This is a genomic window from Comamonas sp. GB3 AK4-5 (assembly GCF_041320665.1).
GTDB lineage: Bacteria > Pseudomonadota > Gammaproteobacteria > Burkholderiales > Burkholderiaceae_C > Comamonas.
Genome location: NZ_CP166730.1, coordinates 1,299,490 through 1,314,913 on the forward strand (window position 1 = coordinate 1,299,490; position 15,424 = coordinate 1,314,913).

Consider the following 15,424-nt stretch of genomic DNA (forward strand, 5'->3'; position numbering starts at 1 on the left):
AGAAGTACCCTTGGTGGTTGTAAGCAAATGAAATATTGATAATACAAATGAGACTGGTTCCCATATACACTTTCGCGGAATTTCTCTCCCCCTTCATCCGGCTGCGGATGCGCCCTGTGCTCTTTTGGTGCGGGGCGTTTGTTTTTCCGAAAGTTGTTTCCCATGGATTTCCAGTCAGGCTCCGCCCCTGCCACCTTGCCTTCGTCGCGGGCCACCTCCCTTGCCACTTCCACGTTCCGTGCCACACCTTTGGCGTTGGCCTTGTGCCTGGCCATGCCGGTGCTGGCCCAAGAGGCTGCCCAGCAGCAGGAACAGCCGGTGAAACAGACCAAGCCGACGCAGACGGTGTTGGAGGACGTGACGGTCACTGCCACCATGAGCGCGCACGATGTGCGCACAGCACCGGCCAGCGTCAGCGTGGTCAACCGCAAAAAGCTCGATGAGCGCATGCCCGCCAACCTGATGGAGGCCGTGCAGGACGAGCCGGGTGTGGGGTTTAACGTGATCAGCACGGCGGGTCGCAAGACCTTGTCCCTGCGCGGCATGGAGAGCAAGCACATCCTGACCATGGTCGACGGCAAGCGCATTGCGGGCAGCGACGATGTGGTGGGCCACTCCGACTATTCGCTGGGCTGGGTGCCCATGGTGGCGGTGGAGCGTGTGGAAATCATTCGCGGCCCCATGTCCACGCTGTATGGCTCGGAAGCCCTGGGCGGCGTGGTCAATATGATCACCCGCGAGCCCGGCGACACCTGGAAAACCTCGGTGCTGCTCAAGGCCGGCACCCAGACCGATCGCTCGGGCGGTGGCTTCACGCAGCAGTCGATTTACTCCGCAGGCAAGGTCAACGATGTGCTGTCGCTGAAGCTCAGCGGCACCAATGCACGCAACAGCGATATCCCCGGCGTTCTGAACCCCCAGGTGTCCGAGCTGGAAGGCGCGCACAACATGCAAGGCGGTGTGGGCGGCATCTTGAACCTGGCCCAGGGCCACAAGCTGGACTTCAACGTCATCCGTGGCAAGGACGAGCGTTTCTTCGATACCTCCAGCGGAAAAAAAGGCACCTACCGCAACGGCTATGACATCAACCGCAGCCATGCCGACATCGGCTGGCGTGGCGAGCTGGCCGGCTGGACCGGCAAGGCCCGTGCCTATATGAGCCGCATCGAGTCCATCAACACCCCGGCCGCAGGCGTGGATGCCACGGCCGCACACACCTTGAAGGAGCAGGTGCTGGACACCTCGTTCTCGCGCAGCTTCAAGGACCATATGCTGACCTGGGGCGGTGAGTTCCGCCGTGAAAGCCTGGAGCATGAGGGCCTGACGGGGGGCAAGACCAATGTGAACCACCAGGCCTTGTTCGTGCAGGATGAATGGGCACTGGCGCGCAGCCTGGTGCTGACCTCGGGCCTGCGTCTGGACCACCATGCCCGCTTTGGCAACGAGCTGAGCCCACGCCTTTACGCGGTGTGGACGCCGACCGAAGAACTGGTCATCAAGGGCGGCTACAGCCACGCCTTCCGGGCTCCCAACCTCAAGCAGGGCGACCCCAACTACGTCTACAGCTCCAGCTCCTATATCTACTACGGCAATGGCGACCTCAAGCCCGAATCGGTGAACAGCTTCGAGCTGGGCGCATCGTGGAAGACCAGTGCGGCCGAACTGTCGGCCACCTTGTTTCACAACAATGTGCGTGACCTGATCAGCAGCGAACGCCTGGGCAAACAGGGCTCGACCACGCTCAACCGCTATGTGAACGTGAACAAGGCCAAGATCACCGGCCTGGAGCTGGGCGCCAACTGGGAGCTGGCCCGCCAGTGGAGCTGGATCAACAACGCCACGGTGCTGATGAGTGCCAAGGATGCGACCACGGGCAACCGCCTCAACTACCGACCGCGCTACAGCGTGAACTCTGCGCTGCAGTGGGAAGGCGAGGACGGCTGGGCCGCACGCGTGGGCCTGCGGCATGTGGGCAGCCACCAGGCCAGCGCCACCATTGGCCTGCCGGCCTACAACCTCTGGAATGCCAGCCTGAGCAAGCGGCTGAGCAAGACCTACCAGATCGGTGTGGCGCTGGAGAACATCGGCAATGTGAAGCTGGCCGAGCGTTCCAGCGACTTCAAGACCGCCGAGCGCGGACGTGCCATTTCGGTGAGCCTGCAAGCCGATTTCTGAGCGCTGCCGTGGCGCCATAGGCGCCATGGTGCGTGCGACAACCAAGCGATGGCAGAGCAGGTGCGGGCCCGTGGCGGGCCACATCGGCTTTGTCTTGTGAGCCAGGTAATGGAGAAGGAAAGAGCGCTTGCCGCGCTTTCCGAGACAGGACAAGTCAAGTGATAGCGAAATGGATAGGGCTGGGGCTGTGGTGGCTGTGCGGCCTCGGTGCGGGCGCGCATGCCCAGCCCGTGCCTCCGCAAGCGGCAACGCTGCCAGCCGGCATGACGGTGCTTTTTATCTCGGCCAGCAACGTGCCCCTGGGCAAGTTTCATGCGCTGGAAAAGATTGCCGCCCCCCACGGCATTGCCGTGCGCCAGCAATCCCTGCAGGGGCTGGCGGACAATGTGGACGCGGCCAGCCTGCCGGCGGCCGACCTGGTGGTGATCGATGCCTACCAGCAAGAGCAGGTGCAGGCCAAGCTGGGCCAGGCCATGGCCGATATGGAACGGGCGCATCGGCCCTATCTGTGGCATCTGGAAAAAGGCCCCCAAGGCAGCGGCATGCCGCAGGCCCTGGTGCAGCGGCTGGCCGCCTACTACCTCAACGGTGGGCAGGCCAACTATGCGCATTACTTCCAGACCCTGCAGCAGTGGCATGCGGGCTCGTCTGGGCCGGCCATTGCCGACCCCGTGGTCTATCCCAAGGTGGGCATCTACCACCCCAAGGCCCAGGGCCAGGTGTTTTTGGGCACCCAGCAGTACCTGGGCTGGCGACAGCTGCAGCCAGGAAATCTGCCGCCCGTGGTGGCCATCAACTTCCACCAGCAGCAGTTGAGTGGCATGCAGACCGAGGTCATCGATGACCTGATCGCCCGCATCGAGCAAACCGGCGCCGTGGCCTTGCCCTACTTCAATCCCTCGGCCGATGAAGAGGCCCACCACGCGCTGCTGACGCTGCAAGGCCAGCGCGTGGCCGATGTGCTGATCAACACCCGCATCATGCTGAATTCCGAGGGCTCGCGCCGCGCCTATGAGGCCCTGGGCATCCCCGTCATACAGGCTACGACCTACCGCAGGGGCAGCGCCGCAGACTGGGAGGCCGACCCCCAAGGCATACCCGCCATGGACCTACCCTTGTACGTGGCCCAGCCCGAGTTCACAGGCATTTCCGACATCCAGATTGCTTCGGCCGTGGATGGGCCAAGCGGCTCGGCCCTGCCACTGGAGGCACAGGCCCAGTCGGTGGTGAACAAGGCGTTGCGCCTGGTGGCCTTGCAGCGCAAGCCCAACGCGCAAAAGCGCATCAGCCTGTTTTTCTGGAACTCCCCGCCGGGCGAAAAAAATCTGGCCTCGGCCTTTATGAATGTGCCGGCCAGCATGGTGAATGCGTTGCAGGCCATGCAGGCGGCAGGCTATGCCACCGAGGTGCCGCCGCAGGAAGTCTTGATTCCCCAGCTGCAAAGCCTGCTCACCCATATCTACCGCAACACCCGCTTGCAGGATCTGGTGGAGCAAGGCCAGGCGGACACCTTGCCGGTGGCGCAGTACGAAGCCTGGCTGGCGCAGCTGCCCGCCTCGGTGCGCCTGGGTGTGGATGCGCGCTGGGGCGCACCCGCGCAATCGGACATGGTGATAACGCACCAGGGCCGCGCAGTGTTTGTCATCCCGCGCCTGGTGCTGGGCCATGTGGCCCTGCTGCCGCAGCCGCCACGCAGCGACAAGCGCGACGACCAGGAAAAAGCGCTCTACCACTCGCTCAGCAGCGTGCCCACGCACTTTTACCTGGCCACCTATCTGTGGGCGCGTGAGGCCCAGGGCGGCTGGGGCAGCGATGCCATCATCCACTTCGGCACGCACGGCTCGCAGGAATGGCTGCCCGGCAAGGAGCGCGGCCTGCGCGTGACGGACTATGCCTCGCTGATGGTGGGCGACCTGCCCGTGGTCTACCCCTACATCGTGGACAACATCGGCGAAGCCCAGCAGGCCAAGCGCCGTGGCCGTGCGCTCACGCTGAGCTACCAGACGCCGCCCTTCCAGCCCGCAGGCATGCACCAGGACTGGACGGCGCTACACGATCTGCTCCATGCCTGGCAGGAGCAGGACACGGGCGCAGTCAAAGACCAGTACCGCACCGACATCCTGGCCAAGGCACAGGCGCTGCGCATGGACAAGGACATGGGCTGGAAGCCGCCCCATACCCCCGAGAACTTCGCGCAGTTTGTTGACAGCCTGCATGCCCATTTGCACGAGTTGGCCGAAACCATTCAGCCCCTGGGCCTGCACAGCCTGGGCCAGGCACCGGCCGATGAGCACCGCATCGCCACCGTGGCCATGATGCTGGGCAAGCCCTATTGGTATGCGGCGGCCAGGGCCGCAGGCGTGGAAGAGGGTGAAATCGACGAAGCCATGGTCGGCCCGTATGAGACCATGCAGCAGTCGATACCGTTGCAGCTGCTGCAGCATGCGCTGCAGGGCAGCGGCCAGGTGGCAGGCCATGCGGCGGCCAGCATGGCCGCCTATGCTGCCGACCCGGCCCTGCGCCCCTGGCTGGAACAAGGCCGTGACTGGTACGCCCGCCTGGGCGCGCAAAACGAGCTGCCGGCCTTGCTCCATGCCTTGTCCGGCCAGTACATCCCGACGTCCTATGGCGGTGATCCGGTCAAGAACCCCGACGCCTTTCCCACGGGCCGCAATCTCTACGGCTTCGACCCCGCGCGCGTGCCCAGTCCCCAGGCCTGGCAGGCCGGCAAACAGGCTGCGGAACAAATGCTGGAGGTGCACCGCCAGGCCACGGGCAAGCCCCTGTCCAAGGTGACGTTCTCGCTGTGGTCGGTGGAGACCATGCGACACCAAGGCATCTTGGAAGCGCAGGCCCTGCACCTCATGGGCGTGGAGCCGGTGTGGGACAAGGGTGGGCGCGTGGTAGACGTCAAGCTGCAAAGCCGCCAGGCGCTGGGCCGCCCGCGCGTGGACGTGGTGCTGTCGGCCACCGGCCTGTACCGCGACCATTTCCCCAACACCCTCAAGCTGCTGGCCAAGGCCGCCAAGCTGGTGGCCACCACGCAAGAGGCTGACAACCCCGCCTGGGCCTTCAGCCAGCAGCTGCGCCAGCGGCTGCTGAGCCAGGGCGTGGCCGAGGATGTGGCCGACGATGCCAGCCAGACCCGCATCTTCTCTACCGCCTCTGGCGAATACGGCACCGGCCTGCCCGAGGCCACGCTGGCCACCGACTCCTGGGGCAGCAAGGAAGAGGGCAATGCCAAGCTGGCCCAGCTCTACCTGAACCGCATGCAGACGGCCTATGGCCCGGACGAAAAGCGCTGGGGTATGCAGGGTGTGGAAGGCGCGGCGCCCGGCACCAATCTCTATGCAGAACAGCTCAAGGGCACGCAGGCCGCCGTGCTGGCGCGCAGCTCCAACACCTACGGCATGTTGACCACGGACGATCCCTTTCAGTACCTGGGAGGCATTGGCCTGGCGGTGCGCGCACTCAATGGCGAGGCGCCGGCGCTGTACATCAGCAATCTGCGCAATCCCGGCGCCACCCGCACCGAGGCGGCCCAGGACTTTCTGGCCAAGGAACTGGCCACGCGCCAGTTCCACCCCGGTTATATCCAGGGGCTGATGAAGGAAGGCTATTCCGGCACCCTGCGGGTGCTGGATGCCACCAACAACCTGTGGGGTTGGACAGCCGTGGCGCATGAAATCGTGCGCGATGACCAGTGGCAGGAAATGGCCGATGTGTATGTCAACGACAAGCACCAACTGGGCGTGCAGCAATGGATGGAGGAGCGCAATCCCCACGCCTACGCCCAGACCATGGAGCGCATGCTGGAAGCCGCACGCAAAGGCTACTGGCAGGCCGATGCGGCCACGCTCTCTCAGCTCAAGGCCCGCTACAGCGCGCTGCAGCAGCGCTTTGATGTGCACAGCGCCAACCAGGCCTTCATGGACTATGTGCAGCAGGGCAGTGAAGTGGCGGCCTTGCCCACACCGAAGGCAATGCCTCAGCCCTCCGCACCGGCCGCACCGCAGGCCCAGGCTGCGCCGGCAGCGTCCCCGCCCGATCGACCCGAACAGCCTGATGACGCGCCGCCTGACAACGCCCCTCCCACCACCCAGGTGAGCGGCATGGTGCTGGAGAAGACCGAGCCCACACCCGACCCCAAGCCGGCCGACGCGGTGCTACAGGCGCTGGAGCAACTCTTTCTTGCCGGCCTGCTGCTGGCCATGGCCGCACTGGGCGCCTGGGCGCAAACCCGGCCCGTGGCCCAGGCCCGCCGCAAGGCATGACGACGCAAGCCCTTACCACCATAACGACACTGGAAACCACCATGAGCCACCATATTGAAAACTGGATGTACCTGATAGGGCAGATTTTTCTGATCCCCACGCTGGCCGCCATTGCCCTGCTGTTCTTCTATTCCCTGTTTGCCTTTGGCGCGTTTGCTGTGGCCTGGGGACAGCGCCGCAACCAGACGCTGCAAGCCGCTGCGCAGCAGCCTTCGCGGGCCTACCCCTTGCTGGCCCTGGCGCAAGCCCAGCCCGGCATGGGCGCAGATGCGCGCGACCTGGCCGCCCACAAGCTGCTGGAAGTGCCCCGCGTCATCACCCGCGTCATGCCCATGCTGGGCCTGGTGGCCACCATGATTCCCATGGGGCCTGCGCTCAAGAACATTGCCGGTGGCGATATTGCCGCCGTGGCCGACAACCTGGCCGTGGCGTTTTCGGCCGTGATCCTGGCGCTGATTGCCTCGTCACTGACCTACTGGATCGTCTCGGTGCGCAAGCGCTGGCTGGCCGAGGAGCTGGTGTGGCTGCAAAGCCAGGATGCAGCCAACGGCGCGGCACGGGCCGCTGCGTGAAGGGGCTGCCATGAAGTTTCTGCAGGAAACCGATAGCGACGATCCCATGCTGTCGGTGGTCAATCTGATCGACATCTTCTTGGTGATCATCGCGGCTTTGCTCATCACCATCGCCCAGAACCCCTTGATGGCCGCCATGGCCAAGCAGGACGTGACCGTGGTCACCGACGCAGGCAAGGACGGCATGGAAATGCTGGTGAAAAAAGGCGACAAGATCGAGCGCTTCAAGGCCAATGGCCAGACCGGCGAAGGCGAGGGTGCCAAGGCCGGCGTGGCCTACCGCATGAAGGATGGGTCGGTGGTCTATGTGCCCGAGAGCACCGAAGCCGCAGCCGGTGAAACCGCGCTGACTGCGCCCTGATGGTGGGCGTTGGCCAGGCGCGAGCGGCTCTTAAAAAGAGAGCTGTCTGCGCTCTCCATACAAGGGATTGAGGTGTGTTTGGCCTGATTAGCTACATACCTCAGATGAAGCTCCACTACGAATTGCGCTACAGCGCGGATATGACGTTCTGAGGCCGGGACTCGCCCCGGCGGGCGACTTCATTTTCTTGAGCGCTCAAGAAAACGAAGCAAAAGAAACCGCCCCTGCTGCCCATGTCCCTGCGCTTCGCTGCGGGCAAGCTCGGTGCTCGATCCCAGGGCGGCGCCGCAGAACTCGCTTTGCGGCAGAGCCGCGCCGCTCGAACAACCGCGGCGAGTCAGTTCACGAAGCAGCTGTGTCCTGCGGCACAGCTGCCCGCCCCGGGCTCTGCGCGCCAAGCCATGGGCAAAAGGGGAAGGCGGGAACCGGATACCTGCCCTGCGCGGGCTGCGCTATTGGCAAACCTTATTTTTCATCTCTCGACACCAGCCGCTTCGTCACACTGCTGGCGCTGCGGTTGTTCCCCTTCTATACACGCCTGCGGCGCACAGCACACAGGGCCGCATGGCTGCCGCAGGACAGCCATGCTTCGTCAACTGACTTGCCGCGGCTGTTCGAGCGGAGCGCTGAAAGCGCGCAGAGAGTTCTGCGGCAGGCCCTGTGTGTTGGGTGACGCAGGTTGCCCCGGCGCGACAGCGCTGGGGTCGGGGATAGCAGGGGCGCATTCTTCGCCTACCTTCTTGTGCGAGCAAGAAGGTAGGTCGCCCGCCGGGGCGAGACCCGGCTTCGGAACATCACTTCACAACAGTGCCTGAGACAAGTATCTAATCAGGGTGTTTGGCTCTGAATCCTTGGATGTATCTGCATAGGCTGCTATGTATTGGATAGTGCATAGCCCCATGCATGCACATTGAAAAAGCCCGCAGTGCGGATGGTTCTGCGGGCTTTTTTGTGGGGGTCGGTAAAGCTTACAGGCCCAGCTCCAGCGCCAGCAGCTCGTCCACGGTCTGGCGGCGGCGGATCAAGCGGGCCTGGCCTCCATCGACCAGCACCTCGGCCGCCAGCGGGCGGGTGTTGTAGTTGCTGGACATGGAGCTGCCGTAGGCGCCGGTGTCATGAATCACCAGCAGATCGCCCACGCTGGCGCCGGCCAGCGAACGCGGCAGCACCACGCCGCCGTCGCCCTGGGTGAACACATCGCCGGATTCGCACAGCGGGCCGGCCACCACGCTGTCGCGTGCGGGCAGTTGTTGGCCGTCGCGGCGCAGCACTTCCATACCGTGGTAGCTGCCATACATGCTGGGGCGCATCAGCTCGTTAAAGCCGGTGTCGACCAGTACAAAGTGGTTGTTGCCGGCGTTCTTGGTGGCGCGCACCGTACCCAGCAGCACGCCGGATTCGGCCACCAGAAAGCGGCCAGGCTCCAGCTCCAGGCCCAGGCGGTGGCCAACGACTGCTTCGGCCTGTTTGCGCGCCGCATCCCACAGGCCGTGGTAGTGGGCGGTGTCGATGGTGGCGTCGCCCTTTTTGTAGGGGATGGACAGGCCGCCGCCGGCAGAGATCGCATGCAGGTCCACGCCCGCGGCCTTGCTGCGCTCCACCAGCTTGACCATGGCACCGCAGACCTCTTGCAGATGGCCGTAGTCCACGCCCGAGCCTATGTGCATATGCAGGCCGGCCAGCACCAGGCCGCCTTGCTGGATGGCGGCCAGCGCGGCCTCCAGCTCGGTGTGCCAGATGCCGTGCTTGCTGTGCTCGCCACCGGTATTGGTCTTGTTGCTATGGCCATGGCCAAAGCCGGGGTTGATGCGCAGCCACACATGGTGGCCGGGCGATGCAGCGGCCAGCTGGTGCAGCATGTCGATGGAGCCTGCGTTGACGGGCACCTTGTGCTCCACCACGGTAGCCAGCGTGGCCTCATCCATCACATCGGCGGTGAAGACGATGTCGGCCGGCTCGCCAAAGCCGGGCGTGAAGCCGGCGGCCAGAGCACGCAGGATTTCACCGCGCGAGACCGCGTCCACCTTCACGCCTTGTTCGCGCATCAGCTTCAGGATGTGGATGTTGGAGCAGGCCTTTTGCGCAAAGCGCACGGTGTCAAACGCCTGGAGCTGGGCAATGCGCTCGCGGATGGTGGCCGCGTCGTACACCCACAGCGGGGTGCCAAATTCGTCGGCCAGGGCCCAGAGCTGGGCGGGGGAGAAAGGGTTGCGCATGGTGGGTACTCTGAAATCAATAGCTGCTGTTGCAGATACAGACTGCGCCAACGGCCAAAAACATGGTTTTTTGCAGCCTGGGCAATCTCACTGGGTGCTGAGAATGCCCCAGGGACTTCATCTGGTCGAATGCTTTGTTATGGCAAAGTCATTCATTTCTGATATGTGTTGATTTGCCCATGCCCCCATCCACCACCTCGTTGTCCGAACGCATCAGCCACCGCCATATCGAGGTGTTTCGCGCCGTGATGCTGGCCGGCGGGGTGACGGCAGCGGCCCAGCTGCTGTTTACCTCCCAACCCACCGTGAGCCGCGAGCTGGCGCGGCTGGAGCAACTGCTGGGCTATGCGCTGTTCGAGCGCGTGCAAGGCCGGCTGCGGCCCACGGCCCGGGCCTTGGCGTTGTGGGCCGAGGTGCAGCGCAGCTGGCAGGGCCTGGAGCGCGTGGTGGACAAGGCCTTGGAGCTGGGCCAGGCCCAGGGCACCCATGTGCGGGTGCTGTGTCTGCCAGCCCTCAGCCATGCGTTGCTGCCCGGGGCGCTGGCGCGCTTGCAGGCCGAGCATGGGGCGGTGCCGGTGAGCATCACCACCCAGGAGTCACCGCTGCTGCAGGAATGGATGGCGGCCCAGCGCTTTGACCTGGGCCTGGCCGAGCTGGCGGACGCTCCACCCGGCACGCGCAGCCTGCCGCTGCCGGCACGCGATGAGGTGGTGGTACTGCCCGCAGCCCATCCGCTGGCCCAGCGTGCGGTGTTAACGGCCGAGGACTTTGCCGGCCAGCCCTTTGTCAGCCTGGCGCGGGACGATCCCTATCGATTGCAGATTGATGCGGTGTTCGAGCAGGCGGGCGTGCCGCGCCAGTTGGGGCTGGAGACGGCCAGCGCCGTCTCGGTCTGCGCCCTGGTGCAGCAGGGCCTGGGCCTGGCCATCGTCAATCCCTATACGGCCCAGGCCTGCGCCGGGCCGCAGCTGGTGGTGCGGCCGCTGGCCTTTTCCATTCCCTACCAGGTGCATGTGCTGCTGCCGCTGCACCGACCGGCCGAACCCGCGGTGGATGCGCTGGTGGCCGCTCTGCAGCAAGCGAGCACAGCACTTAGAACGTGTTCAAAGTCTCGCCAGATGTGAGAAGCTCGCAGGATGAGAAAAGGCTACCCCAGCGATATCAAGCGCGAGCAGTTCGAAGTGATCCGGCCAATGCTGGAGAGTGCGCGCAAAAGGACGGCCCCACGCAAGGTGGAGCTTTACGAGGTGTTCTGCGCCGTGCTGTATCTGCTGCGCACGGGCTGCCAGTGGCGAGCGCTGCCCAGCGACTTTCCCAAGTGGCGCACGGTGCATTCGTACTGGGCGATCTGGAGCGAGCCCCGCGAGGAAGGCAGCCTGCTGGAGCAGGCTTTAAAAAAATCAGGTTGGCGCGGCCCGCGAGAAACTGGGGCGCAACGCATGCAGCGCGTTCTTGATTGTGGACGCGCAGAGCGTGAAGAACACGGACACGGCGGGGCTGAAGGGCTATGACGCGGGCAAGAAGGTCTGTGGGATCAAGCGCCACATTGCGGTGGACACGCAGGGGCTGCCACATGCCATTGCGGTGACCACGGCCGAGGTAACGGACCGCAAAGGTGCCCTGCAGGCCCTGCAGCGCTGTAAGCGGACGTTGGGGCGAGTGCAAGGCGTGCTGTGCGACAGCGGCTACGTGGGCCAGCCCTTTGCGCAGGGCGTACAAGAGATTCTGGGCGAGCACGTGACGGTGCAAATCGCCAAGAGGAGCGAGATGCACAGCTTTAAGGTCATGCCCAAGCGCTGGGTAGTGGAGCGCAGCTTCGCCTGGCTGGAGAAGAACAGAAGGTTATGGAAAAACTGCGAGCGTTGGCTCAACACCAGCTTGCAGTTCGTCCATCTGGCGTTCTTGGGGCTCTTGCTCAGGAGACTTTGAACACGCTCTTAGAGCGTGTTCACAATCTCTACGCAGACGCGTTGGAGCGCAATCGGAATGAGTTCGAGCCGATGGGACGCAGCTTGCACCGGGGTGCAAGCAAGAGCCAGCGCGAAGAAGTCGCCCGATTTCGCTTCAACCCGAAGGGCCAGTGCCTTTGCGGGCGGTCTACGGTGTTGCGAATCCTCGCAATAGCACGGCTATTGCTGCGGTATCGCGCCTTGTATCCCATCCCGCAAAGACGCTGGAGCGCCGCGAGGAGATCGTGAACACGCTCTTAGGCCCACCCCTTTCAAGGTCTTGGTGTCGGTGCTCTTATCTGACCTAAATCAGTCGGCAATCAACAGCAAAACCAGCATTGGACTGCCTGTTTTTTGTGCACGATGACACTAATTTGGGCTTGTTGGTGTGCAAATGCAGGTAGATAGAGCCGGTTGCTCAAACACCTTGAAAGGGATGGCTCTTAGGCCGCCGGCCGCTTGAAGGAAATCATCTTGGGGCGAAAGCGCTGCAGCACCTCGCCACGCTGGTTCTTGGTCTCGCACAGCACGCGCAGCATGGCGCGGTTGGGTTTGGACTGGGAGGGGATGATCTCCACAATCTCCGACTCCACATGCAGCGCATCCTCGGGGCGGGTGGGCTGGGGCCAGGCCAGCTCCTCCATGCCGCCGCCAATCACGCCATCGGCCAGCGGAATGCTTTCGGTCACCAGGCGCATGCTGATGGAGGCCGTGTGCCAGCCGCTGGCGGCCAGCCCCTGGAAGAAGCTGTGCTTGGCCGCTTCGGGGTCCAGGTGAAAGATCTGGGGGTCAAACTGCTGGGCGTAGGCAATGATTTGCGCCGCGTCCAGCTGGTGGTCTCGGCTCTTGAATTTTTGGCCTACGTACAGGTCTTCCAAATACAGCTTCTCGCTCATGCAGCTCTCCTTGTGAGGTGCTGGGCAGTATGCATGGTGCGATGTGGCGGCCCTGTAGCGCAGGCGGCAGCTTGCCGGCCAGAGCCTGCGGATCAGGCATCGGGGACAGCTGCATAGAGAACGCTAGCGGATGGGCTCGGGTGCCGGAAACTGCCAGCTGCCGTTCAAGACTTCTGGGCGGGGGCGATAGAGTCTGACGGTGTAGTTCCAGCCCGTGACGATGGGGAGGCAGTTGCTGACCTTGCTGCCGCAGCCGCCGAACTGCATGGTGATGGAGCCGTCCGCTGCCTTCTTCGCGGTGAGGTTGTTCAGCGTGTAAGCGTTCTGGGCGTTCTTCTGGAAATAGCCTTTTGCGTTGTAGACGCTGACGGACCAGAAGGCGTCCACGGGAACCTCTTTGACGTGCAGTCGATAGACCGTCTTGCCATCGTTTTTCTTCGGCGTCACGTTGAGGTAAACAGCGTCCTTGGGCGGGTTGCCGCCCCACGCCGCTGCGACCCCGATGAGGTGCTGCACCGGGTCCACTTCCTCTTTCGGGCCGAGCGCCTTTTTGAAGTCGGGGAGGGTGGTGGCAAGCGTCAACAATGCGTCACGCACTTTCTTTTGGCTGGCGGGGTCCCAGGTCGGCAGCTCCAATGTGCCGGCGCTTTTCTGAGCGACCGCAATCTGGTCTTGCAGGGCATGTGCCTGCTGGAGGTCTGCAGGAATGTTGGGGTCCATCAATGTGCGGACCACTGCTGCGACATAGCGTGTCCCGACGTTCTCTTTCGTCAGCTGGTGTGTGCCTGCGCCGTAAAAAACGTTCGGAACGAAATGGTCCTCGTTGATGACCTGCAGCGACATGAAGCGCTTGCCGGAGTCGGGCAGCGTGATGCTGACAGGCCCCGCATCGAGGTCGAAAACACCTGTTGAATACAGAGTGTCTCGGTTCAATCTGACGACGTTTTGCTGCGCGATGGATGCAGGCTCGCGTAGATGGAATAGCTTGCCCACCCCCGCCCTTTTCGCCAGCGATGCAAAGTAGGTGTCGGTTTCGGCACGCACGAAGTTTTCCACCGTGACCGGGTGGGCTGTGGGGGTGTCTTGAGAGCGGGCGCTGAGAGCCGTGAGTGAAACTACGGCGAGGATGAGCGAGACAAAGGGCGTCTGGTGCACAAATGGTCCTTTCTAGGCGGAGATCCTGAAGAGAAGGTTGACCGTGCTCCTTGTCATTCCGGACGCCGGTCAGTCGCGACCATAACGCTTGGGGGAGGGGTGTTGTATCGACTTTGAAAGCGTGCTTACGATCGTTACGTAAGCACGTTAAAACATCGATGGAATGGGTGGGCGGCAGTGGAGCGCAAGGCCGGGTTCAGGTATGCACGGGCCGCAGCTTGCGGCTCAGGCTCCAGGTCAGCAGGTTCAGCAGCGAGCACAGCAGCCAGTAGACGGCGCCGACAAAGATGAAGACCTCCGTGGGGTTGACCATCAACCTGGCATTCACCTGGGTGGCCAAAAAGGACAGTTCGCTCACACCCACGATATAGGCCAGAGAGCTGTCCTTGATCAGGGTGACCCACTGGTTAAGGAAGGAGGGCAGCATGATGGAGAGTGCCTGGGGCAGCACCAGCAGGCGCAGCACCTGCCAGCGCGTAAAGCCCAGGGCCGCGCCTGCATCCCATTGCCCCTGGGCAATGGCGTGGATGCCGGCCGCCACGCTGTGGGCCAGATAGGCTGCCGAAATCAGCGACAGTGCGCAGACCACGGAGAACAGGGCCGGCACATCCAGGCCAAAGAGCACGGGCAGCAAAAAGTAGATCCAGAAGATCAGCATCAACACCGGTATGGCGCGCAAAAAGCCCAGCACGGTGCGCAGCAGCCGGGCTCCCAGGCTGCGGCTGTCCTGGCCCATGGCCAGGGCAATGCCCAAGGCCAGGCCCAGCACGGCCGAGATCACCCCGGAGATGCCGCTCAAGATCAGCGTGAGCAGGGCTCCGCCGGGTGGGCCGTCGGGAAACGTACCCCACAGAAGGTATTGCCAATCATCGACCAGGGCAGAGAAGTTCATGCGCGCTCCATGCGAGAGCGGCCCCAGCGGCGACGGGATTGGATATGGCGGCTCAGCAGCTCCAGCAGCAGCACCAGCAGGATGTACAAGGCCGTGGCAATGCCGTAGACCTGAAAGGACTGGAAGGTCTCGGCCTCGGCCTGGCGCGCGCGGTAGGACAGCTCCACCAGGCCGATGGCCATGCCCAGCGAGGTGTTCTTGACGATGTTCATGTATTGGCCAAACAGCGGGCCCACGATGTGGGCCAGGGCCTGGGGCAGCACCACATGGCGCAGCACCGAAAGCGGCCGCATGCCCAGCGACAGTGCAGCCTGGGTCTGGCTGCGCGCCACGCTGCCAAGGCCGGCGCGAATCTCTTCACCCACATAGGCTGTGGAATACAGCACCAGGCCCACCATGGCCGCCACAAACTCGAACGAGGGCCAGCCCAGGCGCAAGCCCCCCAGTTCCAGCCAATGCGGGCTGTTGAGCCAGTCCATCCACTCCGGCGGCAGCAGGCCGGGCACGCCAAAGTACCAAAAAAACAGCTGCACCAGCAGCGGCGTATTGCGAAATATGGACAGGTAGACATGGGCCGCCCAGCGCACAGGCAGCAGCTGCGCCCCGCGTGCCACGGCAAACGCCATGCCCAGCAGCGTGGCAGCCGCAATCACCAGCAAGGAGGTGAGCAGGGTGACGGCCGCGCCATTGAGCAGCCAGCCCCAGTACTTGGCGGCCAGCAGCGGCTGTGACCATTCTGTAAGTGCAGCAATCATGGGGAAAAAGACAGCGCCTGAAATGGTTTCAGGCGCTGGGAGTGCAATGCAGAGGAACCGAAAATAATAGCTTGTACCGCAGCACTGGAAGCGCTTACAGGCTGTTTTTTCCAAAAGCTACGACCATGTCAAAACCGGTACAGCCCGAGCCGGCAGATACCGACTTGGGCTGTCGTTCA

Annotated in this window: 11 protein-coding genes; 6 read left to right on the plus strand and 5 right to left on the minus strand. The window is 63.6% G+C overall.

The annotated features are described in order from the left end of the window. Positions 1-162: 162 nt before the first annotated feature. The 4 genes from ACA027_RS05795 to ACA027_RS05810 all read left to right on the plus strand — a co-directional run bounded on the left by ACA027_RS05795 (position 163) and on the right by ACA027_RS05810 (position 7,382). On the plus strand, positions 163-2,175 hold the full coding sequence (locus ACA027_RS05795) for a TonB-dependent receptor plug domain-containing protein (RefSeq protein ID WP_370681456.1): 2,013 nt from the start codon (positions 163-165) through the stop codon (positions 2,173-2,175). Between the two features lie 263 nt (positions 2,176-2,438). Continuing rightward, positions 2,439-6,449 (plus strand): cobaltochelatase subunit CobN, encoded by a 4,011-nt coding sequence (cobN, locus tag ACA027_RS05800; protein ID WP_370681457.1) that lies wholly within the window; start codon positions 2,439-2,441, stop codon positions 6,447-6,449. Between the two features lie 41 nt (positions 6,450-6,490). Continuing rightward, positions 6,491-7,021 carry a MotA/TolQ/ExbB proton channel family protein gene (locus ACA027_RS05805; protein WP_370681458.1) on the plus strand — a complete coding sequence of 177 codons (531 nt, stop codon included), beginning with the start codon at positions 6,491-6,493 and terminating at the stop codon, positions 7,019-7,021. Between the two features lie 10 nt (positions 7,022-7,031). Then, positions 7,032-7,382: a DUF2149 domain-containing protein gene (locus ACA027_RS05810; protein ID WP_370681459.1), complete on the plus strand. Its 351-nt coding sequence runs from the start codon at positions 7,032-7,034 to the stop codon at positions 7,380-7,382. Between the two features lie 968 nt (positions 7,383-8,350). Here the strand turns inward: ACA027_RS05810 and lysA are convergent. Continuing rightward, complete coding sequence (lysA, locus tag ACA027_RS05815; RefSeq protein WP_370681460.1) at positions 8,351-9,598, minus strand: diaminopimelate decarboxylase; 1,248 nt, start codon at positions 9,596-9,598, stop codon at positions 8,351-8,353. 179 nt (positions 9,599-9,777) lie between these two features. Here lysA and ACA027_RS05820 point away from each other — a divergent pair, with 179 nt between their 5' ends. Then, positions 9,778-10,722, plus strand: coding sequence for a LysR family transcriptional regulator (locus tag ACA027_RS05820; RefSeq protein ID WP_370681461.1), 945 nt, complete (start codon positions 9,778-9,780; stop codon positions 10,720-10,722). Positions 10,723-10,734: 12 nt separating this feature from the next. After that, positions 10,735-11,527 (plus strand): IS5 family transposase gene (locus ACA027_RS05825; protein WP_370678786.1). Its coding sequence is split into 2 segments (ribosomal slippage): positions 10,735-10,994 and positions 10,993-11,527, totalling 795 coding nucleotides; the frame shifts between segments, so codons are not numbered across the junction. A 463-nt stretch (positions 11,528-11,990) separates the two neighbouring features. Here ACA027_RS05825 and ACA027_RS05830 read toward each other — a convergent pair. From ACA027_RS05830 to ACA027_RS05845, 4 genes are all read right to left on the minus strand, one after another. Beyond that, entirely contained in the window at positions 11,991-12,443 is a 453-nt protein-coding gene (locus ACA027_RS05830) for a MaoC family dehydratase (RefSeq protein WP_370681462.1), read from the minus strand. A 123-nt stretch (positions 12,444-12,566) separates the two neighbouring features. Beyond that, a complete protein-coding gene (locus tag ACA027_RS05835) occupies positions 12,567-13,598 on the minus strand; it encodes a DUF1254 domain-containing protein (protein WP_370681463.1) in 1,032 nt (343 codons plus the stop codon). A 196-nt stretch (positions 13,599-13,794) separates the two neighbouring features. Continuing rightward, on the minus strand, positions 13,795-14,490 hold the full coding sequence (locus tag ACA027_RS05840) for an amino acid ABC transporter permease (protein ID WP_370681464.1): 696 nt from the start codon (positions 14,488-14,490) through the stop codon (positions 13,795-13,797). After that, a complete protein-coding gene (locus ACA027_RS05845; RefSeq protein ID WP_370681465.1) occupies positions 14,487-15,245 on the minus strand; it encodes an amino acid ABC transporter permease in 759 nt (252 codons plus the stop codon). Before ACA027_RS05845 ends, ACA027_RS05840 begins: the two co-directional genes overlap by 4 nt. Positions 15,246-15,424: the final 179 nt, after the last annotated feature.